Origin of the sequence: Sphingomicrobium sediminis (assembly GCF_023805295.1) — a bacterium.
In the GTDB taxonomy this organism is placed as follows: domain Bacteria; phylum Pseudomonadota; class Alphaproteobacteria; order Sphingomonadales; family Sphingomonadaceae; genus Sphingomicrobium; species Sphingomicrobium sediminis.
The window spans coordinates 2232867-2254165 of the sequence record NZ_JAMSHT010000001.1 but is presented as its reverse complement, the minus strand read 5'-3'; the positions used below and the strand labels follow the sequence as shown (position 1 = coordinate 2254165).

The following is a 21299-nucleotide window of genomic DNA, read 5'->3' as shown; positions in this document are numbered from 1 at the left end:
CTCGACAAGTCCTTCGTGAATTGTCATGGGGCGAAGCAACAATTCATCCATCGGGAGCCTCCCAATGCCACGCGCCTCCAACGTCCTCGACCGTGTCCTCGTCCTCGAAATGGTGCGCGTCACCGAGGCAGCGGCCATTGCCGCCTCCAAGCTGGTCGGGCGGGGCGATGAAAAGGCCGCCGATGCCGCTGCCGTCGAGGCGATGCGCGCCGCGCTCAACAAGCTGCCGATGGAAGGCACCGTGGTCATCGGCGAAGGCGAGCGCGACGAAGCCCCGATGCTCTATATCGGCGAAAAAGTTGGCGCCCCTTCCGAGCATGGCGACGCGCCCAAGATCGATATCGCGCTCGACCCGCTGGAAGGCACGACGATCACTGCCAAGGCCGGACCCAATGCGCTCGCCGTGCTGGCCATTGCCGAGCATGGCTGCCTATTGAATGCGCCCGACACCTATATGGAAAAGATCGCCATCGGGCCGGGCTATCCCAAGAAGACCGTGCGGCTAGAGGATGATGTCGAGACCAATATCACCCGCCTCGCCAAGGCCAAGGGCTGCGCGGTGTCCGACATCACCGCCTGCGTCCTCGACCGCCCGCGCCACCGCGAGATCATTGCCGAACTGCGCCGCCTCGGCTGCGGCATCAAGCTCATCCCCGACGGCGACGTGGCCGGCGTCATCGCCACCACCGACGAGGATACCGGCATCGACATCTATATGGGCACGGGCGGCGCGCCCGAGGGCGTCTTGGCGGCGGCGGCATTGCGCTGTGTCGGTGGCCAGATGCAGGGCCGCCTCGTCTTCCGCAACGAGGATGAAAAGGCCCGCGCCCGCCGCTGGGGGATCGAGGATCTCGACCGTATCTACAAGCTGAAGGACATGGCACGCGGCGACTGCATCTTTGCCGCCACCGGTGTCACCGACGGCTCGCTGCTCGACGGCGTCAAGCGTCGCAAGTCGGGAGCCATCGAAACCGAGACGGTGGTGATGCGCGCTTCCTCGCGCACCGTCCGCTATGTGCGCACCGAGCATCGCAAGGGCGTGAAATAGCAAAACCGTTCGTCGGTTCGCCAAATTTCGCTTTGCCGGCAGGACGTAAGCGCTAACATGGGGATCATGAGCGACACCGCACCCATCGATCCCGACACTTTCGACCCACCGCTTCCCGAAAGCATCGCGCCGACCCGGCCGATCCTACCCGAGGGCATGAACCCCGTGCTGCCCGCTTATCGCTGGCTCATTCGCACGCGGATCGCGATTACCTGGCTGCCCTTTCTCATTGGCGCGCTGGTGCTCGACAATACGGTGCTCGAGGACTTCGCCTATCGTGGCGCATTGAGCGGGATCATTGCCGTCCTCTCGCTCGCCATCATCATCATCGCACCGCAGCGCATCTGGCGCCGGCTCGGTTATGCGCTGGCCCCGCGCCAGCTCCGCATCGTACGCGGCTGGCTGTTCCACTGGGACACGATCGTGCCGCTGGTGCGCGTCCAGCATATCGATGTGGCGCGCGGGCCGCTCGACAAGGTCTTCGGCACTGCCAGCCTCATCGTCCATACTGCCGGCACGCATAACAGCGTCGTCTCGCTGCCGGGCCTCGAACCCGAGCGCGCGGTCGAGCTGCGCGATGCCATCCGCGCCGAGATCAAGACCGACTGGCAATGAGCGAGGCCGGGGGTCAGATCAGCGAAGCGCCGGCCGGCTTGCCCGCCACCGAGACGGGCGAGCGCGAACGGCTGCACCCGCTAACCTTCTTCACCGGCCTCGGCGCGGCGCTGCGCAATGCGTGGGGCGCGGTGCTGGGCGGCATCTTCTTCATCTCGCAGGGCCGCGCCTGGATTGCCTTCATGCTGGTCGGCGTCGTGCTTGTCGCCAGCCTCGTCTCGATCCTGCTGCGCTATTTGTCCTTCTCCTACCGCGTCGAGGATGACGAGATCGACATGGCCAGCGGCATTCTCAACCGCAACCAGCGCTCCATCCCCTTCGACCGCATCCAGGACGTCAACATCGAGCAGGGGCCGCTCCACCGCCTTGTGAAGCTCGCCCGCGTCAAGTTCGAGACCGGTGCCTCCGCCGGCAACAAGCAGGACGATGGCAGCCTCGATTCGATCACGCTCGAACGCGCCAACGAACTGCGCGACCTCATCCGTGCGCACCGTGCCGGCACGACGATCAAGCCGCCCGTCGCGGCGGAAGGCGGCAGCGAAGCCGAAACTGTCGAAGAGGCCGAAGAGCGCGCGCCCGTCTTTGTGATGGACATGAGGCGACTGCTGCTCGCCGCGCTCTTCAGTTTCTCGCTGGCGATCGTCGGCGCCCTGTTCGGCCTTGCCCAAACCTATGGCGATGCATTGGGCTTCGACATGTTCGACCCCGGTTTCTGGATCGGGATTTCCAGCCAGTTCGGCCCGCTCGAAGCCTATATGCGCCAGCATCAGATCGTCTCGGTCATCTTCGGCATCGTGACCCTGGTGTTTGCCGGCTTCCTCACCGGGATCATCCGCACCATCCCGCGCGACTGGGGCTTCAAGCTGCGCCGCACCGAAACCGGCTTCCGGCGCCAGCGCGGGCTGTTCACGTTGACCGACGTCGTCCTGCCGCTGAAGCGCGTCCAGGCGGCGATTCGCTTCACCGGGCCGCTCAAGCGTCGTTCGGGCTTCTACGAACTCAAGATCCAGAGCCTCGGGCGCGATACCGGAAATTCGGGCGACCATGTCGTTGCCCCGCTCGCCACGCGCGACGAGATTTCGACCATCATGGCGGAGATGGAATGGCGCCCCATTCCGGAGGTCGACGATAGCTGGCAGCGACCGCGCCCCGCCTTCGTCACCTCCTCGCTCTTTGGGCTGGTTATCCTGTTCGGTACGATCGGCCTTGGCGTGTCGACGCTGATCCAGGCCGTCCGCCTGTCGCAGGGCGAAATCGACGCTTTCGATTTCACGCAATGGGGCCTCATCTTCGGCGCCATCGCGCTCATCCCGACCTTGCTCGGCACCGTCTTCCGCTTCCTCGACTATCGCCATCGCCGCCACCGGGTCGACAGCAACCGCTTCCTGATGCGGCAGGGCTGGTGGCGCCAGCGCATGGTCGTGCTCCCGCTCGATCGCATCCAGAGCGCCGATGTGAAGCGCAACGTCATCGATCGCTGGTTCGGCATTGCCGACCTCAAGCTTGGCGTTGCGGGCGGCAGCGGCTTTGCCGCGCACGGTATCGAAGCGATCGATTTCACCGAAATTTACGCCCTGCGCGAGACATTGCTGGACGACGCATGACCCTCGACATTCAACAGAGCCTGTCGGGCCAGCCATGGCGCTGGCGCTACCAAGGCGGTGACGACCTGACCCGCGACCTTACCGACCAGCTTTTGCTGGCGCGCGGCGTGGACGAGGCCGACCTTGCCCGCCAGCGCGAGCCCAAGCTGCGCGACTTCATGCCCGACCCTTCGGTCTTCCAGGACATGGACAAGGCCGCAAAGCGCATCGCCGACGCCATCGAGGCGGGCGAGAAGATTGCCGTCTTCGGCGACTATGACGTCGATGGCGCGACCTCGGCTGCCCTGCTTGCGCGCTTGCTGCGCCAGCTCGGCAACGATCCGATGCTCTACATTCCCGACCGGTTGATGGAGGGCTACGGCCCCTCGGGCGCCGCGCTCGTGAAGCTGAAGGAACAGGGCGCGGACCTGTGCGTCACGGTCGATTGCGGCGCGCAAGCGTTCGAAGCGCTCGACGAAGCCGCCACGGCCGGACTCGACGTCATCGTCTGTGATCATCACCAGTGCGATACACGCCTGCCCACCGCGCATGCGCTCATCAATCCCAACCGTCTCGACGAAAGCGAGACCGGCGCCGCACACGGCCATCTCGCCGCAGTCGGCATGGCCTTCCTGCTCGGCGCGGCATTGCTCCGCGAACTGCGCGCACGCGGCCGCTTCGTGAACGGCAATCCCGAGCCCGATCTTCTTCCCCTGCTCGATCTGGTCGCATTGGGCACTGTCGCCGACGTCGCCAAGCTGCGCACCCTCAACCGTGCCTTCGTGACGCAGGGCCTCAAGATCATGGCGCGGCGCGGCAATATCGGGCTCACCGCCTTGTCGCGCGTTGCGGGCCTCAAGAAAGCGCCTGCCTCGCGCGATCTCGGCTTCGCACTTGGGCCGCGTATCAATGCCGGCGGCCGCGTCGGCGAGGCCGACCTCGGTGTCCGCCTGCTCACCACCAGCGACCCGCTGGAGGCCGAAGAGATTGCCGCACGCCTAGACCAGTACAATGAAGAGCGCCGCGCCATCGAGGCGGCCGTCACCGAATCCGCGCTGGAACAGGCCGAGGCGCAGGCCGACCGCTCGGTCATCTGCGTTGCCGGCGAAGGCTGGCATCCGGGCGTGGTCGGCATCGTCGCCAGCCGCGTGAAGGAACGCTATGGCCGCCCTGCCTTCGTCATCGGCATTGACGAGGATGGCACCGGCAAAGGGTCGGGTCGCTCGATTTCTGGCGTCGACCTCGGCGCTGCGGTGCTGTCGGCCAAGGCAGAGGGCTTGCTCGTCGCTGGCGGCGGCCATGCCATGGCGGCGGGCGTGACCGTCGCGCCCGGCGGGGTCGAGACTCTCGCCGCCTATCTTTCGCAGCGGCTCGAATCGGATGTCGACACCGCGCGCGCAGGCCGCGCCCTCATCATCGACGCGATGCTCGCCCCTGGCGGCGTCGCCGGCGCGCTATGCGACCGGATCGAGGCCGCGGGTCCCTATGGCGCCGGCTGGCCCGCCCCGCGAATCGCGGTTGGCCCAGCGCGCCTCGTCCAGCCCGGCGTCGTCGGCAACGGCCATGTCCGCTTCCGCGCGGTGGGCGAGGACGGCATGGGCTTCAAGGGAATCGCCTTCCGCGCCGCCGACACCGAATTCGGCCAGGCCATGCTGGCGGCCACGCCCGACCGTCGATTCTGGCTGGCCGGCGTGATGAAGCGCGACGAGTGGACAGGCGGCGATGCGGCCGAATTGCATGTCGAAGATGCGGCTTATGCATAAAAGCGCCAATAAGCCGCTTGACGAATCTGCGCCCACCCCTTAGTTCGCGCCGCACACCACTGGTGTGGCCCCTTCGTCTAGCGGTCTAGGACGTCGCCCTTTCACGGCGAAAACACGGGTTCGAGTCCCGTAGGGGTCACCATCCAGCACAAGAAGCGCCTCCCTCACCGGGGGCGCTTTTTTTTTGGCCGCTTGAGAGAGTGTGCCCCGACCAATCGAGACTTCGGTCACGCGAGCCTTCGCTATATCGCGAACTTGCAACGCCGTTCAACTTATATCAGGTTAGCGATCAACAGCAATTTGATCGGGGGACATGATGCGATACATTGCGGCACTTTTGGCCTTCCTCGTCTGCACCGGCCCAGCGCATGCGCAAGACGTCAGCTTCGGCTTAATTCCTGCGCCAGCGGAGAAGTACGGTTCCATTCCCACCGCCAAGGTTCCCTTTATTGGGGAGCAATTGCCTAGCCAAACTGATCTAAGCCCTCACATGCCGCCGCCCGGCGACCAAGGCCAGCAAAATAGCTGTGTCGGTTGGGCCGTGGCTTATGCGCTCAAAACCTATCAGGAAAAGTTCGATCAAGAATGGGAGTTCATGAATGGCCCCGGCTCAATCGATGCTAGCCGGGTTTTCAGCCCTTCCTTTGTCTACAATCAGATCAATGGAGGGCAAGACAATGGGGCGCTATTTGCGCCTGCCTTCAACATTCTGCGCGATCAGGGCGCTGCTCCACTGAGCGCGATGCCGTATACGCCCAACCCCTTCACCTCCATCCCAGAGTCCGCAAGCGAGGCGGCGTTGCCATTCAAGATTGACGGGTATCGCACGGTGAATTTTTACAATCCCGATGAAGTTAAAGCCCAGCTTGTAAAGGGCTTTCCCGTCATTATCGGAGCTAAGACTTATCAAAACTTCATTGATTTGCCCGCCGGCGAAGTCTGGCGGCAGCCAGTCGGTAGCTTCCGCGGAAACCATGCCATGGTGGTTGTGGGCTATAACGATGAACGAAACGCCTTCAAGGTCATCAATAGCTGGGGCCGCCAATGGGGGTCGGAAGGATATGGTTGGATAGACTACGGCATCTTTAGCCTCGTCGTAAACGAGGCCTATATCGCGGTTGATCTCGAAGGGGTGGAAGCCAAGCCAGTCGAGCGCGTTGACCTCGAAACGCCCATAGACATCTGGGAGGCACCCGAACTTACTGCCAGCGATGCAACAATCACCATTGCACCAGTTTGCCAAAGCATGATCTGCAGCACCGATCAAAGCTTTACCCACTTAACCTATCTCGACGGCATGACCGGTGCATTGGGCATGCGGCTGACGGGCACGGTAACCGTGCCTGAAGGGGTCACAGGATCAGCGCAAATCGTAGTCCCTCTCGAGTTCGCAGACGGGACCAAGATCCAAGCGTTACTGCCACAATTTGCTCTGCCATCGGGACAAGCTGCCTTCGGCACTCCTTACCTGTCACTAGACGGCACTGGGATTACGGTCAGTTGGTACGCCTTCATCCCATACTGTGCCATAAATGTCCCACGCGCAATTAATAGCGGTTGCGCTCCTCCATGGCCTGTCCCGCCGGGCTTTCCATTGATCATATCCAACGTGGTCGCAAAGCCGACATTGTTCATTGATGACTTCGGGGTAGCGGAGGGTCCTGCCCAAGCAATAATGCTTCGACTCTAGATCGGGGCGACTGAACGGCTGACAGGCGACATCGCACCAAATTCGTGTGACGTTTCCGCGAGGCCTATAGTACGAAATCGAGCGCCGTTATCTTGGCTCGACGATCAGGTAGATGACGTCGGTCTCGCCGACATTGACGACTTCGTGCCATTCGGTGCCATCGCTCGCATAGCTTGAGCCCGTGGCCAGATCGACTTCGCGCGTGCCGCTCGCATCGGTGATGCGCATGCGGCCGCCCGACAAGGCGTAGCCGAAATGCTTGTCGTGATAATGGCGCTCATGGCCGACGCCCGGCGGGAAGGAGCAGCGTAGCACGCGCTGTTCCGCATCCTCGTGCAGCTTCTCGCACACCGGCTCGCCCTGCCAGCCGGCGGCGAGCGGATCGGGCAGCGGGTGGGCCGCCGCCAGCGTCATCAGCAATGCCAGCATCCTAGTGCGCGATCATCAGCGCGATGGGGCAGCTCGTCAGCAGCGAACGCGTCACCCCGCCGAACAGGCGCTGGCCGATGCGGCTGTGGCTGTAGCCGCCGACCGTCAGCAGCCCCGCGCCCTTCTTCTCGGCAAAGTCGAGCAGCGCGTTGACGGTTTTCCCGTCGACCTTGGCGATGCGCGAATATTCGGCATGTACGCCATTGCGCGACAGATATTTGAGCACGGAATCAACCGGATACATGCCAGCCGCAACTTCCGCGCCCTTGTCGGTAACGCGCACGACATGGACTTCGCTGGCCTGCTGCAGCACCGAAATGCCGCCGCGCACCGCATTGGCCACTTCGAAGCTGCCGTCCCAGCCGATCACGGCGATGCAGTTGGGATTGTAGCGCTCCTGCTCGTCACCGCGCAGCCAGACCGGCGTGCGCGAATTGGTCAGCAGGTCACCGAGCAAGGCGATCGCGGTGTCATCATCCTTGTCGCGATGCGCCGCGCGGCCAGCGACGATGAGGTCGGCCAGTGCGGCGTGGTTGGCGATGCTGTTCAGGATCGAGCCCGTCTCACGGAAATATTCCCAGCTCACATCTTCGTTGGAGAGCTCCTTCTTTACTCGCTCTTCGAGCTCGCATTCGCGCTTCTCGAACGCCTTTAGGCCGTCGCCGCTAGCCTCGACACCGCCGAAGCTTTCGAACACGGCCGCGACATCGTCGGGAGTGACATGGAGCACATCGAGATGCGCATCGCACGAGCGCGCCAGCGCCAGTGCATTCTCCACCCGCACATCGACGCGCGGATCGTCCTGGACGTGGAGAAGGATCGTTTTCATCTAATCGCCTTTCAACCGGGCCGCATGCCAGGCGACATGATCGGCCAGGAACGTGGATACAAAATAATAGCTGTGGTCGTAGCCCGATTGGCGCCGCAGCGTAAGACCGATCCCCGCCCCGCCACAGGCGGCCTCCAGCGCTTCGGGGCAAAGTTGTTCGTGGAGGAACGGGTCCTCTGTCCCGACATCGACCAGCAATTCCTTGCGCTTGTGCCCGTCCTCGATGAGCTGGACCGCATCATAAGCGCGCCAATCCTTGCGCTCTTCGCCGAGATAAAGCTCGAACGCTTTCTTGCCCCACGGCACGCTCGAAGGATGCACGATCGGCGAAAAGGCCGAGACCGAACGGTAGCGCCCCGGTTCGCGCAAGCCCGCGACCAGCGCGCCGTGACCGCCCATAGAATGGCCGCTGATCGCCTGCCGGCTCATGTCAGCTGGGAAGCATTCGGCGATGATCTTGGGCAGTTCCTCGCTGATGTAGCTCCACATGCGATAATTGGCCGCATAGGGCTTTTGCGTGGCATCGACATAGAAACCCGCGCCCAGCCCGAAATCCCAATGGCCAGCGCTGTCATCGGGCACGCCCTCGCCGCGCGGGCTCGTATCGGGCGCGACGAAGATGATGCCATGCTCGGCGCAGGCCGCGCGATACTCGCCCTTTTCGGTGACGTTGGCATGGGTGCAGGTCAGCCCCGACAGATACCAGAGCACCGGCAACTGCGTGCCCTCAAGGTGCGGCGGCACGAACACCGAAAAAGTCATCTCGGTGCCGGTCGCCTCGCTCTTGTGACGATAGACGCCCTGGCGGCCGCCATGGGAAACCCAGCTGTCGACGGTCTCGATGCTCATTACTTTTCCCGCGGCGGGCGATACATGGCGCACAGCTTGTTGCCAGCCGGATCGCGCAGATAAGCCAAGTAAAGCTGGCCGAACGGATTGGCACGAATACCCGGCGGGTCCTCGATCGGCTGGCCGCCGGTCGCGGCGCCGACTTCGTGCCATTTGTCGACCATTTCGGGGCTGTCGCACAGGAAGCCGATGGTCATGCCGTTGCCCGGTGTCGCCGCCTCGCCGTCGATCGGCTGAGTCAGCATGAAGACCGAGCCATTGTGAATCCAGCTGGTACGACCACGATCGTCGCTTCGTCCCGGCTTGCCGCCGATCGCCTGGATTGTGGCGTCGTAGAAAGCGCGACTGGCATCGAGGTCGTTGGCACCGACCATGACATGGCTGAACATAGAGTCTCCCTAGTAAACGACGACGCTTCGGATCGACTTGCCCTCATGCATGAGGTCGAAGCCCTTGTTGATATCCTCAAGCTCGAGGACATGGGTGATCATCGGATCGATCTCGATCCGCCCATCCATGTACCAATCGACGATCTTGGGCACGTCGGTGCGGCCCTTGGCCCCGCCGAACGCGGTCCCGCGCCAGTTGCGGCCGGTGACCAACTGGAAGGGCCGCGTCGCGATTTCCTTGCCGGCCTCGGCCACGCCAATGATAATGCTTGTGCCCCACCCCTTGTGACAGCATTCCAAGGCCTGGCGCATGACCTCGACATTGCCGGTGCAGTCGAAACTGTAATCCGCACCCCCGTCGAGCATGTTGACGATTCTCTCGACGACGCTGCCGTCGCGCGCGTCGATGAAGTCGGTCATCCCGAATTTCTCGCCCCATTCGGCCTTGTCGGGATTGATGTCGACGCCGACGATCCGCGCTGCGCCCGCCATCTTGGCGCCCTGGATGACGTTGAGACCGATGCCGCCAAGCCCGAAGACGACGACATTGTCGCCCGGACGCACGTCGGCGGTATTCACGACCGCGCCGACGCCCGTGGTCACCCCACAACCGATATAGCAGCTGGTCTTGAACGGGGCGTCCTTTCGGATCTTGGCCACGGCGATTTCGGGCAGGACGGTGAAGTTCGAAAAGGTCGAGCAGCCCATATAATGGAAGATCGTCTCGCCCTTGTAGGAGAAGCGGCTGGTCCGGTCGGGCATCAGTCCCTTGCCCTGCGTCTCGCGGATCGCGCTGCACAGGTTGGTCTTGCCCGAAAGGCACATTTTACATTGTCGGCATTCGGGCGTGTAGAGCGGGATGACATGGTCATCGGGTGCGACGCTGGTCACGCCGGGCCCAACCTCGCGGACGATGCCCGCGCCTTCATGGCCGAGGATCGAAGGGAAGATGCCCTCGCTGTCGAAGCCGTCGAGGGTATAGGCGTCGGTATGGCAGATGCCGGTCGCCTTGATCTCGACCAGCACCTCGCCGGCCTTGGGCCCTTCAAGATCGACTTCGACGATCTCGAGCGGCTGTTTCTCGGCAAACGCAACGGCGGCGCGCGTCTTCATGACTGGCTCTCCCTCTTTCGCGCCCTTGCTAGGCCAGCCGGAACCGCCCCGCAAGACAGCCCCTCAAGGAGAAAGGCGCGCCGCCGCCATAATGCATTGAGGCTGCTAGTTGCGCGACGGGTAGATGCCTTGCAGCGCAATGCACCAATTGACTACGAGATAGGGCTGCATGTTGTTCACCGGATCGGTCGAGGCCGCAGTGTCCCCCTCACGATTACCGCGTTGCGGTGCGACCGGCACGCTCCGAGGGGCGGTTTCCACAGTCCCGCTAGTCTGGCCAAGCCGGGCCGGCGGCAGGCCCGGTCCCGTTCCTTCGTGAACCATGACGCGACCGCGCATGTCGGGAAGTGCGAAGGTGGTCCGACCGTCGCCGCCATAATAAGTCCCCAGCAGTGAGAATAGAGCGGTATATTGGGAAATTGCGAGCAATTGACCGTCTAGCGGCGCCCAGCCGCGCGGGCAGAAATTGAAACCGAATGGCCGGATTTCGCCGAGCATTGCATCCTGCGCGGCCGCAGGGGTCGGTGCTGCTAAGGCCATCGTCATTGCCGCGCCAAGTGCGGCCATCAACTTCTTCGACTGCATACGCGTTCTCCTCCTTTTTGAATCTCCGTACGACTTAATCTTTGCCTAGGCCTGCTCCGTGCCGCCGGCTGTCGACGCCTCGGGCCGGGTCGCAAGGCTGACCAGCCAGATTGCGACCCACGCCGCGATGAAGCCCGGCACGATCTCGTACAGGCCATCGCTCGCGCCGGTCGCGATCCAGCCCATGACGACGGCAGCGCCAGTCACCAAACCGGCAACCGCGCCTGCACCGGTCATCTTCTTCCAGGTCAGCGACAGGATGATGAGCGGTCCGAACGCCGCGCCGAAGCCCGCCCAGGCGTTGGAAACGAGGCCCAGCACCTGGCTGTCCGGATCGCTGGCGATCATGATCGCCGCAACCGCCACCAGCGCGACGCAGACACGGCCCACATTGACCCGCTCGCGCTCGCTCGCATCTTTGCGCAGGAACAAGCGGTAGAAATCCTCGGTCAGCGAGCTCGACGCGACCAGCAATTGCGAGCTGATCGTCGACATGATCGCGGCGAGCAAGGCGGCGAGCAGGAAGCCGGTGACGATCGGGTGGAACAAGGTATTGGCCAGCACGATGAAGATCGTTTCCGGATCATCGACGACGATGCCGTTGCGCTCGGTATAGGCACGCCCCGCAATGCCGACGCCGATCGCGCCGATCAGCGCAACGCCCATCCAGCTCATGCCGATATTGCGCGCCGTCTTGACCGCCGCGACGCTCCTTACGGCCATGAAGCGCACGATGATGTGCGGCTGGCCGAAATAGCCCAAACCCCAGGCCATCAGGCTGATCCAGCCGACGAGCGTCAGCCCCTTGGTCAGGTCCGTAAAGCCTTCGACAGGCACATCGGCAATGCTGCCGCCGCCCTCGCCGCCGGCACCGAACATGACGACCAACGGCATGACGACGAGCGCCGTCACCATGATGATGCCCTGCACGAAATCGGTGAGGCTGACCGCAAGGAAGCCGCCGACCATCGTATAGGCCAGCACCACCAATGCGGTGATCCAGATGCCAGTCATATAATCGCTCATGCCGAGCCCGGGCAGCATGCCGGCAAAGCTCGTCTCGAACAGCTTGCCGCCGCCGACGAGGCCGGCCGCTGTATAGACCGCGAAGAAGAGCACGATGATGATCGCGCTGGTGACGCGCAGCGCCACGGCCTGATTGGGGAAGCGGTTGGCGAGATATTCGGGGATGGTGAGCGCGTTGCCGCGCTCCTCGGTCTGCTTCCTCAGCCGCGGCGCGACCACGATCCAGTTGACGAGCGCGCCGATGAACAGGCCGATGCCGATCCAAGCCTCGACGAGGCCCGCGGCATAGAGCGCGCCCGGCAGGCCCAGCAGCAGCCAACCCGACATGTCGCTCGCGCCCGCGGACAAGGCCGCGACCGCCGGATGGAGGTTGCGCCCCGCGAGCATGTAGCCCTCGCTCGTGTCGGTCGACTTGCGATAGGCGTAGAAGCCGATTCCGATCATGACGATGAAATAGGCGGCGAGTGAAATCAGTGTCCCTGTTTGCATGCGCGCGACGCTATGGATCATTTGGGCCTGCGTAAACCGCTTGTTCCGACTGTATTATAGTTACAGCACAGCTGGGCCGTGTTAGGAATGACACCATGAAAATCTCACGACGCGCGATGGTCGGCACCTCGGTCGGTGTGGCAGCCGCCGCTTTTGGCGGCCTGACGGCATGGCGAAACCGCAACATCCCATCGACCAATCGCACCATGGCATTGGTTGCCGATCCCGATTCCATTCTCGACCTGCCAGAGGGTTTCTCCTACCGGATCGTCGCACGCACCGGCTCGACCATGACGGACGGCTTGTTGCGCCCCGGACGGCCCGACGGCATGGCTTGTTTTGCGATGCCGGGCCGCGAGGACATGGTCATCCTCACCTCCAATCACGAAATCCCAACCTGGGAGAGCAAGAGCGCGTTCGGCGAGGATGACCGGCTGCTCGACCTTTATGAGGGCGAATTCTACGGCACGCGGCCTGATACCGGGCGCCCCTATCATGGCGGCGTCACCATCACCCATTTCAACCTTGCCACGGGCCACGTTGAACGCGACTTCCTCGCCTTGGCCGGGACCAAAATCAATTGCGCCGGCGGCGCGACGCCTTGGGGCAGTTGGCTGAGCTGCGAGGAAACCACCGATGTCGGCAACAAGCCGCACGGCTTCGTGTTCGAAGTCCCCGCGCTGGCCGACGGACCGGTCGACCCTGTGCCTCTGAAGGCCATGGGCCGCTTCAGCCACGAAGCCTGCGCCGTCGATCCGGCCAGCGGCATGGTCTACATGACCGAAGACGATGACGAGGACTGTTTCTACCGCTTCATTCCTGACGTCCCGGGACGTTTGGCCGACGGCGGCACGCTACAGGCGCTCGTTTTGTCTGACATTCCTCATGCCGATACCAGCAACGGGTCGAGGCCCACATTGGTCGAGGGCAAAGCCTATGCCGCGCGCTGGATCACGCTCGACGATGTCGAGGCCCCCGAGGCCGATCTTGCCCGTCGCGCCCAGGCGGCGGGTGCGGCGATGTTCAAGCGCGGCGAAGGGATCGCCTATGGCCACCGGCCCGGCGGGGCACAGGGCGACATTTTCTTCACCTGCACCTCGGGCGGCAGGGCCGGCGTCGGGCAGGTCTTTCGCTACGCGCCGGACGAGACCGGCGATGGCGGGACGCTCACCCTGTTTTTCGAAAGCCCCGGCGCCGGCACGATGGAATATTGCGACAATTTGGCAGTCGCGCCGTGGGGCGACCTGATCGTCTGCGAGGACGGCGTCGGCGACCAGTATCTGCGCGGAGTGACCCCGGAGGGCCGCATCTACGATTTCGCCCGCAACGCCCATGACGAGAATAGCGAGTTTTGCGGTGCCTGCTTCGCGCCCGACGGCAAGACCATGTTCGTCAACATCCAGGAACCCGGCATCACGCTGGCCATCACCGGCCCCTGGGAAACCCTGCGCGCCTGAGCTTTTCGACAAACGGGGGCATCCTGCCCTTCCGCAGGCCGATATGGGTCTGATATTCGTTGCCGCTTGATACGAAGAGCGAGGGGAACATCATGACCATCAAGCGCACATTGTTCGCATCGGCCGCCGCCTTGGCGCTGCTGACGGCCTGCGGCCAGACCGGATCATCCAACCAGCCGGAGGCGCCCGTGACGCTCGACTATGAAGTCCCCCGCTATAGCGCCGAACAATTTTACGACAGCGTGTCCTACAGCCTCGCCGGCAGCGGGCTGGGCAGCGCCTTCTCGCCCGACGGCGATGCCGTGCTCATCAATTCCGATGCGAGCGGCGTCTTCAACGCTTCGCTCCTCCCGCTCAATGGCGGCGACCCTGTCCCGCTCACCGAGAGCACCGATGACGCGACCTTCGCGATCAGCTTCATTCCTGGCAGCGGCCGCATCCTCTACACAGCCGACGATAGCGGCGATGAGTTGAACCATGTCTGGGTCCGCGAGGAAGACGGCTCGGTCCGCGACCTCACGCCGGGCGACGGGCACAAGGCCAACTTTGCCGGCTTCAGCGCCGACGGCGAGACCTTCTACATCGCCACCAACGAGCGCGATCCGCAGAATTTCGACGTCTACGCTTATGATGCGAGCGACTATTCGCGCGAGATGATCTTCGAGAATGACGGCTACTTCCCCGCCGGCATTTCGGGCGATGGCCGCTGGATGGCGCTCCAGAAAAACAATTCGAGCGCCGACAGCGACCTCTTCCTCGTCGACCTCGCTGCCGACGACAAGACACCGCAGCTCATCACCGAGCATGAGGGCAATATTCGCTACGGTTCGTTCGGTTTCACCCGCGACGACAGCAAACTCATCTACGCCACCGACGAGCATGGCGAATGGCGCGAGGCGTGGACCTATGACCTCGAAAGCGGCGAGCGCGCCGAATATGAAAAAGCCGATTGGGATATCGGCTATATCAGCCATTCCAAATCCGGCCGCTACCAGGTCGTCGGCGTCAACGAAGACGCGCTGAGCCGCGTTACCATCGAGGATACGGAAAGCGGCGAGACGGTCGAACTGAGCGGCCTTCCCGACGGCAATATCAACGGCATCCGCTTCGATGCCGATGAGGGCCGGATCGCCTTCACCTTGTCGTCCGACACTTCGCCGTCCGACATCTATGTCGCCGATCTCGACAGCGGCGAAGCGCGCCGCCTTACCACCGCCCTCAACCCCGCGATCGACGAAGATCATCTCGTCACCGCCAGCGTCGCGCGGTTCGAAAGCTATGACGGCCTCGAAATCCCGGGCATCCTCTATCGCCCGCACGGCTCCAGCGCCGACAATCCCGCGCCCGCCGTCGTGCTTGTCCATGGCGGTCCCGGCGGCCAGTCGACCCGCGGCTATCGCGCACAGGTCCAGCACCTCGTCAATCACGGCTATGCCGTCTACGCGATCAACAATCGCGGCAGCTCGGGCTACGGCAAGACCTTCTTCCATCTCGACGACAAGAAGCATGGCGATGTCGACCTGAAGGACGTGGTCGCCTCCAAGGACTTCCTCCAGTCGATGGACTGGATCGCCAATGACCGCATCGCCGTCATGGGCGGTTCCTATGGCGGCTACATGACCGCCGCGGCACTCGCCTTCCACCCCGAAGTCTTCGATGCCGGCATCAACATTTTCGGCGTGACCAACTGGGTGCGCACATTGAAGTCGATCCCGGCATGGTGGGGCGCCAACCGCGTCGCGCTCTATGACGAAATGGGCGACCCGGCCACCGACGAGGAACGCCATCGCGCGATCAGCCCACTCTTCCATGCAGACCAGATCACCAAGCCGATGCTGGTGGTCCAGGGCGCGACCGACCCGCGCGTGCTGCAGGTCGAAAGCGACGAGCTGGTCGCCGCGATCGAGGCCAATGGCGTGCCGGTCGAATATGTCCTGTTCGAGGATGAAGGCCATGGCTTCCGCAAGCGCGAGAACCGCATTGCCGCCAGCAACGCCTATGTCGCCTTCCTCGACGAGCATATCGGCACCAACTGAGCCGAGCCGACGCAACAGACATGACAACGCCGTGGCGCGACAGCGCGCACTATTTCCTGCTAGCCGTTGCAGTCACCTACGCCGTCTGGTTCGCCACCATGCCGCTCGTCCCACTGCTCGGTCGGTGGGTGGAGGGCCTGGCCATCATCGGACCGACCGTCGCGGCCCTGTGGATGGTCCGCAAGCAGAGGCCATTCGAATGGCTCGCCGAGCGCTTTCGTGACACGCAAGTCAAAGCTTGGTGGCTACTCGTCCCGCTCGGGCTCTATGCGCTGGCCGCAGCCGTCTCGGCCGCCATCGGCCCCCCGCCGCTTCCCGAATGGCAGTCCGCGCTCGCGCTGTTTGCAATCCAGATCGTCATCACGGCGATCCCTGAGGAAATTGGCTGGCGCGCCTATCTCACGCCCAAGCTGATGCAGGTCGCCAACCCGCTGGTCGCGTCGATGATTGTTGGTGTGTTCTGGGGCCTGTGGCACGGGCCGAAATTGCTCTTCATCCCGACGCTGCCGCTGCTCTGCATCGCCCTGTCGATCCTCATGACCTATGCCTGCTTCCGCCTGCGCGGCGGCCTCCCGCTCGCCATCCTGATCCACGGCAGCTTCAATGGCGCGACCTTCTGGGCGGCGAACGCCTCCAACCAGGAACAATCGCTCTTGGCGCTCAACATCATCATCGCCATCTTGAGCTGCGGCGCGTTGCTGCTCCTATTAGCGAAGCGTCGGTGGTTTTTCCAAAGGACGGCCAACTAGCGCCTGCATTGGTGCAGAACGCCGCGTTGCCGACTGAATGGTCTATTCGAATTCGACGATGACTTCGTCCACCTGCAGGCTCGCGCCTTCTTCGACCGGAATGGCCTTTACCGTGGCGGCCTTTTCGGCGCGGAGGATGTTTTCCATCTTCATCGCCTCGACGACGGCAAGCGGCTGGCCCGCTTCGACGCTGTCGCCTTCGGCCACCTGAAGCTTGGTCAGCAGGCCCGGCATCGGCGCCATCAGGAACTTCGACAGGTCGGGCGCGACCTTTTCGGGCATGTGCGCCAGAAGATCGGCAACGTCGCGCGCATAGAGCCGGGCGTGATGCTTCGCCCCGCGCGTCGTCAGGTGGAAGCCACGGCCATTATGCGCGACCTGCACGATGCGGTGGCGCCCGTCGCAATCGGCCTCGATCAGGGTCTGGCCCGGTGAATAATCGGCGATGACATCGACCTGCTCGTCATCGCCGATGCCGATCAGGGTCCCACCATCATAGGGATCGATGGTCACGTCATGCCGCGCGCCATCGAGGAACAGGACCTGTTCCATCGACGGGAACACTGGATCGCCCAGCTGGCCGTCGATCAAGCTCATGCGCGTTTCGTGCGTCATCGCGACGACGGCCGCGATCGCGACAAGGTCGGTGCGCAGTTCGTCATCGGTCGGTGCGCCCTCGAAGCCTTCGGGATATTCCTCGGCAATGAAGCCCGTCGTCAGCTCGCCCGAACGGAAGCGGTCATGCTGCAAGAGCGCCGAAAGGAAATCGACATTGTCGGCGAGGCCTTCCAGCTCGAACGCATCCAGCGCTTCCACTGCCAGGTCAATCGCCTCGTCGCGCGTCGCGCCATGGGTAATCAGCTTGGCGATCATCGGGTCGTAGAACATCGAGACTTCGCCGCCTTCGGTGACGCCGTCGTCGACGCGCACCACGCCATCCTCGCTGCGCATCTCTGCGGGCGGCGAATAGGTGGTCAGGCGACCCGTCGAGGGCAGGAAGCCGCGATAGGGATCCTCGGCATAGACACGGGCCTCGATGGCCCAGCCGTCATAGGTCACGTCATCCTGCGCGAAAGGCAGCTTCTCGCCAAAGGCGACGCGGATCATCTGCTCGACCAAGTCGACGCCGGTAATCTCCTCGGTCACCGGATGCTCCACTTGGAGGCGGGTATTCATCTCGAGGAAGTAGAAGCTTTCACCGGTCTTGTCGGCACCCGAGACGATCAATTCGACCGTGCCCGCCGAATGGTAATCCACCGCGCGGGCCAGCGCGACGGCCTGTTCGCCCATCGCTTTGCGCATCTTGTCAGTGACGAAGGGGCTCGGCGCTTCTTCGATCACCTTCTGGTGGCGGCGCTGGATCGAGCATTCGCGCTCGCCCAGAAAGACGATGTTGCCATGCTTGTCGCCGATCAGCTGGATCTCGATATGGCGCGGATCCTCGATGAATTTTTCGATGAAGACGCGGTCGTCGCCAAAGCTGTTGAGGCCTTCGCGCTTGGTCGCCTCGAACCCGTCGCGCACATCCTGTTCGCTATAGGCGAGGCGCATGCCCTTGCCGCCGCCACCGGCAGAAGCCTTCATCATCACCGGATAGCCAATATCCGAAGCGATCTTCACCGCCTCGTCCGTATCGGCAATCTCGCCGAGATAGCCCGGCACGACGTTGACGCCCGCTTCCTTGGCGAGCTTCTTGGATTCGATCTTGTCGCCCATCGCCGCAATCGCGCCAGCCGGCGGTCCGATAAAGGCGATGCCGGCTTCATCGAGCGCTTCGGCAAAGCTGGTCCGCTCGGACAGGAATCCATAGCCCGGATGAACGGCTTCAGCGCCGGTTTCCTTGCACGCCGCGATGATCTTGTCGGCGACGAGATAGCTTTCCGCAGCCGCTGCGGGCCCGATATGCACCGCTTCATCGGCCATCATCACATGCGGCGCATGCGCGTCGGCATCCGAATAGACCGCGACGGTCTTGATCCCCATGCGGCTGGCAGTGCGCATCACACGGCAGGCAATTTCGCCCCGGTTTGCGATCAGGATTTTCTTGAACATGCGGTCTCCGCTCGGGCCCTCTCGTGACGTAACTCGCCTATGCCGTCATGGGCCGGCGAGGGCAAGGCAACCTAGCCGAAAATGCCGATCGCCAGCCCCACGAACAGGCTGATCCCCCCACCGAACAACGTCGGCGCAATAGGCTCCAGGAAACGCAGCGTCTGGCTTTGCTCGATCACCCCGTTGAAGAGACGAACCATCTCTTGGAGCGCAATGAATGAACTGATGCCGGCCAGTGCGATCAGGCCGATCGAAGCGAAGAGGCCCCAATCGGGAATGAGGTCGGCATAGGCCGTTTCGCCTAGGGTGAGCACGGCGCCGAGCGACAATAGGGACACATTCATGACCGTCTTCAGAAAGTCGTAGCCAAGATGTTCTGTGTCCGCCCCGCGAAGTTTGGCCTGGCGAATCTTCCACGCCGGCTGCTCGACTTCTGTCGAAATCTCCTGCTCCTGTTCGCTCACTCTTCGTCCTCCCCGACCGGCGGCATGTTGTGGCCGAGCAGGCTCAGCACGTCGCGGGCAGCGTCGGCGAGGTTGGTGCCGGGACCGAAGATGGCCTGCACGCCCTTGTCGCGCAGATAGGCATAATCCTGCGGCGGGATGACACCGCCAGCGACGACCTTGATGTCGCTGCGGCCCATATCCTTCAGATGAGTGATCAGCTCGGGGATGAGGCTCTTGTGGCCTGCCGCCAAGCTCGAGGCACCGACCACGTCGACGGCTTCCTCGACCGCCATTTCGGCGGCTTCGCGCGGGGTCTGGAAGAGCGGACCCGCGACGATATCGAAGCCGAGATCGCCAAAGGCCGAGCTCACGAGGTTGGCGCCGCGGTCATGGCCGTCCTGCCCCATCTTGGCGACCAGCATCTTTGGCGCGCGACCGAGGCGCTGCGTCACCGCGCCGGTCCCTTCCTTTGCGGCTTCCCACGCAGCGTCGGCGCGCTGGCCGTAAATGCCCGAAACCGGCTGCGGCACGGTGTCGTAGCGACCGAAGACCTTTTCGAGCGCATGGCTGATTTCGCCGAGCGTGGCGCGGGCGCGGGCCGCATCGACCGAGAGCGCCAGCAAATTGCCGTCGCCCTTCGCGCCATCTTCCAGCGCATCAAGCGCCGCCTGCACCTTGTCCTCGTCGCGCTCGCGCTTGACGCGTTCGATGCGCTCGATCTGGCTGGCGCGGACCTTGGCATTGTCGATGTCGAGAATGTCGATCTCGGGCTCGTCCTCCAGCCGGTAGCGGTTGACGCCGACGATCACCGTCTCGCCCGTATCGACGTTTGCGGCGCGCTGGGCAGCCGCTTCCTCGATCCGGCGCTTGGGCAGGCCCTCGGCGACTGCCTTGGTCATGCCGCCCGCCGCCTCGACTTCGTCGATCAGCGCCTTGGCCTTCTCAACCAGCTCAGCCGTCAGCGCCTCGACATAATAGGACCCGCCAAGCGGATCGGCGACCGCAGTAATCCCGCTTTCCTCGGCCAGGATCAGCTGCGTATTACGCGCGATCCGCGCCGAGAAATCGGTCGGCAGCGCGATGGCTTCATCGAAGCTGTTGGTGTGCAGGCTCTGCGTGCCCCCCAAGGTCGCGGCCATCGCCTCGATCGTCGTGCGGATGATATTGTTATAAGGGTCCTGCTCGGTGAGCGAGACACCCGAGGTCTGACAGTGCGTCCGCAGCAGCTTGGACTTCTCGCTCTTCGCCCCCAGCCCCTCCATGAGTTCGGCCCAGAGCGTGCGCGCGGCACGCAGCTTGGCGACCTCCATGAAGAAATTCATGCCGATGCCGAAGAAGAAGGAAAGGCGCGGCGCGAACTTGTCGAGTTCCAGCCCCGCTTCCATCGCGGTGCGCGCATATTCGACCCCGTCGGCCAGCGTGTAGGCCAGCTCCTGCACCGCCGTCGCCCCGGCCTCGTGCATGTGATAGCCCGAGATCGAAATGCTGTTGAAGCGCGGCATTTCCGCGCTGGTATAGCCGATAATGTCGCTGACGATCCGCATCGAGGGCGCGGGCGGATAGATGTAGGTGTTGCGCACCATGAATTCTTTGAGGATGTCGTTCTGGATCGTGCCCGACAGCTGGGCGCGATCGACCCCCTGCTCCTCGCCCGCGACGATGTAGAAGGCCATGACCGGCAGCACCGCGCCGTTCATCGTCATCGACACGCTCATCTCGTCGAGCGGTATGCCGTCGAACAGGAGCTTCATGTCTTCGACCGTGTCGATCGCGACGCCCGCCTTGCCGACATCGCCGACGACGCGCTCATGGTCGCTGTCATAGCCGCGGTGGGTGGCAAGATCGAAGGCGACCGACAGGCCCTTCTGCCCCGCCGCGAGGTTGCGGCGATAGAAAGCGTTCGATTCCTCGGCGGTCGAAAAGCCCGCATATTGGCGGATCGTCCAGGGACGCCCCGCATACATGGTCGCATAAGGGCCACGCGTGTAAGGCGCGACGCCGGGGAAACCGGGGTCCGCATCGGGCGCGTCTTCGGGCCCGTAAACGGTCTTCAGCTTGATGCCCTCGGGGGTCTCGACGGCGAGGTCCTTGCCCCGTGCTTCCTTCTCGGCCTTCTGGGCCCATTCGTCACGCTTGGTCATGGCGCGCCTG

The 21299-nt window shown here is 63.4% G+C and carries 18 protein-coding genes and 1 tRNA gene; 9 read left to right on the top strand and 10 right to left on the bottom strand.

What is annotated here, in order from left to right:
- Positions 1-64: 64 nt before the first annotated feature.
- The 6 genes from glpX to NDO55_RS11545 all read left to right on the top strand — a co-directional run bounded on the left by glpX (position 65) and on the right by NDO55_RS11545 (position 6699).
- On the top strand, positions 65-1048 hold the full coding sequence (glpX, locus tag NDO55_RS11570) for a class II fructose-bisphosphatase (RefSeq protein WP_252115356.1): 984 nt from the start codon (positions 65-67) through the stop codon (positions 1046-1048).
- A 66-nt stretch (positions 1049-1114) separates the two neighbouring features.
- On the top strand, positions 1115-1663 hold the full coding sequence (locus tag NDO55_RS11565) for a PH domain-containing protein (protein ID WP_252115354.1): 549 nt from the start codon (positions 1115-1117) through the stop codon (positions 1661-1663).
- Positions 1660-3267 (top strand): PH domain-containing protein, encoded by a 1608-nt coding sequence (locus tag NDO55_RS11560; protein ID WP_252115352.1) that lies wholly within the window; start codon positions 1660-1662, stop codon positions 3265-3267. Before NDO55_RS11565 ends, NDO55_RS11560 begins: the two co-directional genes overlap by 4 nt.
- Positions 3264-5009: a single-stranded-DNA-specific exonuclease RecJ gene (gene recJ, locus NDO55_RS11555; protein WP_252115350.1), complete on the top strand. Its 1746-nt coding sequence runs from the start codon at positions 3264-3266 to the stop codon at positions 5007-5009. The genes NDO55_RS11560 and recJ overlap by 4 nt, the downstream gene beginning before the upstream one ends.
- 66 nt (positions 5010-5075) lie before the next feature.
- A tRNA-Glu gene (locus NDO55_RS11550) sits at positions 5076-5151 on the top strand.
- A 171-nt stretch (positions 5152-5322) separates the two neighbouring features.
- Positions 5323-6699: a C1 family peptidase gene (locus tag NDO55_RS11545; protein WP_252115348.1), complete on the top strand. Its 1377-nt coding sequence runs from the start codon at positions 5323-5325 to the stop codon at positions 6697-6699.
- Positions 6700-6786: 87 nt separating this feature from the next.
- Here NDO55_RS11545 and NDO55_RS11540 read toward each other — a convergent pair whose 3' ends face one another.
- The 7 genes from NDO55_RS11540 to putP all read right to left on the bottom strand — a co-directional run bounded on the left by NDO55_RS11540 (position 6787) and on the right by putP (position 12408).
- On the bottom strand, positions 6787-7128 hold the full coding sequence (locus tag NDO55_RS11540; RefSeq protein WP_252115346.1) for a cupin domain-containing protein: 342 nt from the start codon (positions 7126-7128) through the stop codon (positions 6787-6789).
- Between the two features lies 1 nt (position 7129).
- Positions 7130-7957, bottom strand: a complete 828-nt coding sequence (locus tag NDO55_RS11535; protein WP_252115344.1) for a universal stress protein — start codon at positions 7955-7957, stop codon at positions 7130-7132.
- Positions 7958-8806: an S-formylglutathione hydrolase gene (gene fghA, locus NDO55_RS11530; RefSeq protein WP_252115342.1), complete on the bottom strand. Its 849-nt coding sequence runs from the start codon at positions 8804-8806 to the stop codon at positions 7958-7960.
- The gene (locus tag NDO55_RS11525; protein WP_252115340.1) at positions 8806-9195 is read right to left on the bottom strand and encodes a VOC family protein; all 390 of its coding nucleotides are present in this window, start codon (positions 9193-9195) and stop codon (positions 8806-8808) included. Before NDO55_RS11525 ends, fghA begins: the two co-directional genes overlap by 1 nt.
- Positions 9196-9204: 9 nt before the next feature.
- Complete coding sequence (locus tag NDO55_RS11520; RefSeq protein ID WP_252115338.1) at positions 9205-10308, bottom strand: S-(hydroxymethyl)glutathione dehydrogenase/class III alcohol dehydrogenase; 1104 nt, start codon at positions 10306-10308, stop codon at positions 9205-9207.
- A gap of 105 nt (positions 10309-10413) precedes the next feature.
- Positions 10414-10893, bottom strand: a complete 480-nt coding sequence (locus tag NDO55_RS11515) for a phage tail protein (protein ID WP_252115336.1) — start codon at positions 10891-10893, stop codon at positions 10414-10416.
- A 45-nt stretch (positions 10894-10938) separates the two neighbouring features.
- Positions 10939-12408, bottom strand: coding sequence for a sodium/proline symporter PutP (gene putP, locus NDO55_RS11510; RefSeq protein WP_252115335.1), 1470 nt, complete (start codon positions 12406-12408; stop codon positions 10939-10941).
- 95 nt (positions 12409-12503) lie between these two features.
- Here putP and NDO55_RS11505 point away from each other — a divergent pair, with 95 nt between their 5' ends.
- The 3 genes from NDO55_RS11505 (at position 12504) to NDO55_RS11495 (ending at position 16650) form a co-directional block, all read left to right on the top strand.
- Positions 12504-13865, top strand: a complete 1362-nt coding sequence (locus NDO55_RS11505; RefSeq protein ID WP_252115333.1) for an alkaline phosphatase PhoX — start codon at positions 12504-12506, stop codon at positions 13863-13865.
- 92 nt (positions 13866-13957) lie between these two features.
- The gene (locus NDO55_RS11500; protein ID WP_252115332.1) at positions 13958-15901 is read left to right on the top strand and encodes a S9 family peptidase; all 1944 of its coding nucleotides are present in this window, start codon (positions 13958-13960) and stop codon (positions 15899-15901) included.
- Between the two features lie 20 nt (positions 15902-15921).
- Positions 15922-16650 (top strand): CPBP family intramembrane glutamic endopeptidase, encoded by a 729-nt coding sequence (locus NDO55_RS11495; RefSeq protein ID WP_252115331.1) that lies wholly within the window; start codon positions 15922-15924, stop codon positions 16648-16650.
- A 42-nt stretch (positions 16651-16692) separates the two neighbouring features.
- On the opposite strand, the gene NDO55_RS11490 is transcribed toward NDO55_RS11495, so the two are convergent.
- The 3 genes from NDO55_RS11490 to scpA form a co-directional block, all read right to left on the bottom strand.
- Entirely contained in the window at positions 16693-18702 is a 2010-nt protein-coding gene (locus tag NDO55_RS11490; protein WP_252115330.1) for an acetyl-CoA carboxylase biotin carboxylase subunit, read from the bottom strand.
- A gap of 71 nt (positions 18703-18773) precedes the next feature.
- Entirely contained in the window at positions 18774-19166 is a 393-nt protein-coding gene (locus NDO55_RS11485) for a hypothetical protein (RefSeq protein ID WP_252115329.1), read from the bottom strand.
- A complete protein-coding gene (scpA, locus tag NDO55_RS11480) occupies positions 19163-21289 on the bottom strand; it encodes a methylmalonyl-CoA mutase (RefSeq protein ID WP_252115328.1) in 2127 nt (708 codons plus the stop codon). The genes NDO55_RS11485 and scpA overlap by 4 nt, the downstream gene beginning before the upstream one ends.
- Positions 21290-21299 lie beyond the last annotated feature (10 nt).

Coding starts and splice junctions, on each gene's coding strand:
- NDO55_RS11490 (WP_252115330.1), bottom strand. CDS start 18,702: ATGTTCAAGAAAATCCTGATCGCAAACCGGGGCGAAATTGCCTGCCGT.
- NDO55_RS11515 (WP_252115336.1), bottom strand. CDS start 10,893: ATGCAGTCGAAGAAGTTGATGGCCGCACTTGGCGCGGCAATGACGATG.
- NDO55_RS11535 (WP_252115344.1), bottom strand. CDS start 7,957: ATGAAAACGATCCTTCTCCACGTCCAGGACGATCCGCGCGTCGATGTG.
- glpX (WP_252115356.1), top strand. CDS start 65: ATGCCACGCGCCTCCAACGTCCTCGACCGTGTCCTCGTCCTCGAAATG.
- NDO55_RS11565 (WP_252115354.1), top strand. CDS start 1,115: ATGAGCGACACCGCACCCATCGATCCCGACACTTTCGACCCACCGCTT.
- scpA (WP_252115328.1), bottom strand. CDS start 21,289: ATGACCAAGCGTGACGAATGGGCCCAGAAGGCCGAGAAGGAAGCACGG.
- NDO55_RS11500 (WP_252115332.1), top strand. CDS start 13,958: ATGACCATCAAGCGCACATTGTTCGCATCGGCCGCCGCCTTGGCGCTG.
- NDO55_RS11505 (WP_252115333.1), top strand. CDS start 12,504: ATGAAAATCTCACGACGCGCGATGGTCGGCACCTCGGTCGGTGTGGCA.
- recJ (WP_252115350.1), top strand. CDS start 3,264: ATGACCCTCGACATTCAACAGAGCCTGTCGGGCCAGCCATGGCGCTGG.
- NDO55_RS11495 (WP_252115331.1), top strand. CDS start 15,922: ATGACAACGCCGTGGCGCGACAGCGCGCACTATTTCCTGCTAGCCGTT.
- NDO55_RS11540 (WP_252115346.1), bottom strand. CDS start 7,128: ATGCTGGCATTGCTGATGACGCTGGCGGCGGCCCACCCGCTGCCCGAT.
- NDO55_RS11545 (WP_252115348.1), top strand. CDS start 5,323: ATGATGCGATACATTGCGGCACTTTTGGCCTTCCTCGTCTGCACCGGC.
- NDO55_RS11520 (WP_252115338.1), bottom strand. CDS start 10,308: ATGAAGACGCGCGCCGCCGTTGCGTTTGCCGAGAAACAGCCGCTCGAG.
- putP (WP_252115335.1), bottom strand. CDS start 12,408: ATGCAAACAGGGACACTGATTTCACTCGCCGCCTATTTCATCGTCATG.
- fghA (WP_252115342.1), bottom strand. CDS start 8,806: ATGAGCATCGAGACCGTCGACAGCTGGGTTTCCCATGGCGGCCGCCAG.
- NDO55_RS11560 (WP_252115352.1), top strand. CDS start 1,660: ATGAGCGAGGCCGGGGGTCAGATCAGCGAAGCGCCGGCCGGCTTGCCC.
- NDO55_RS11525 (WP_252115340.1), bottom strand. CDS start 9,195: ATGTTCAGCCATGTCATGGTCGGTGCCAACGACCTCGATGCCAGTCGC.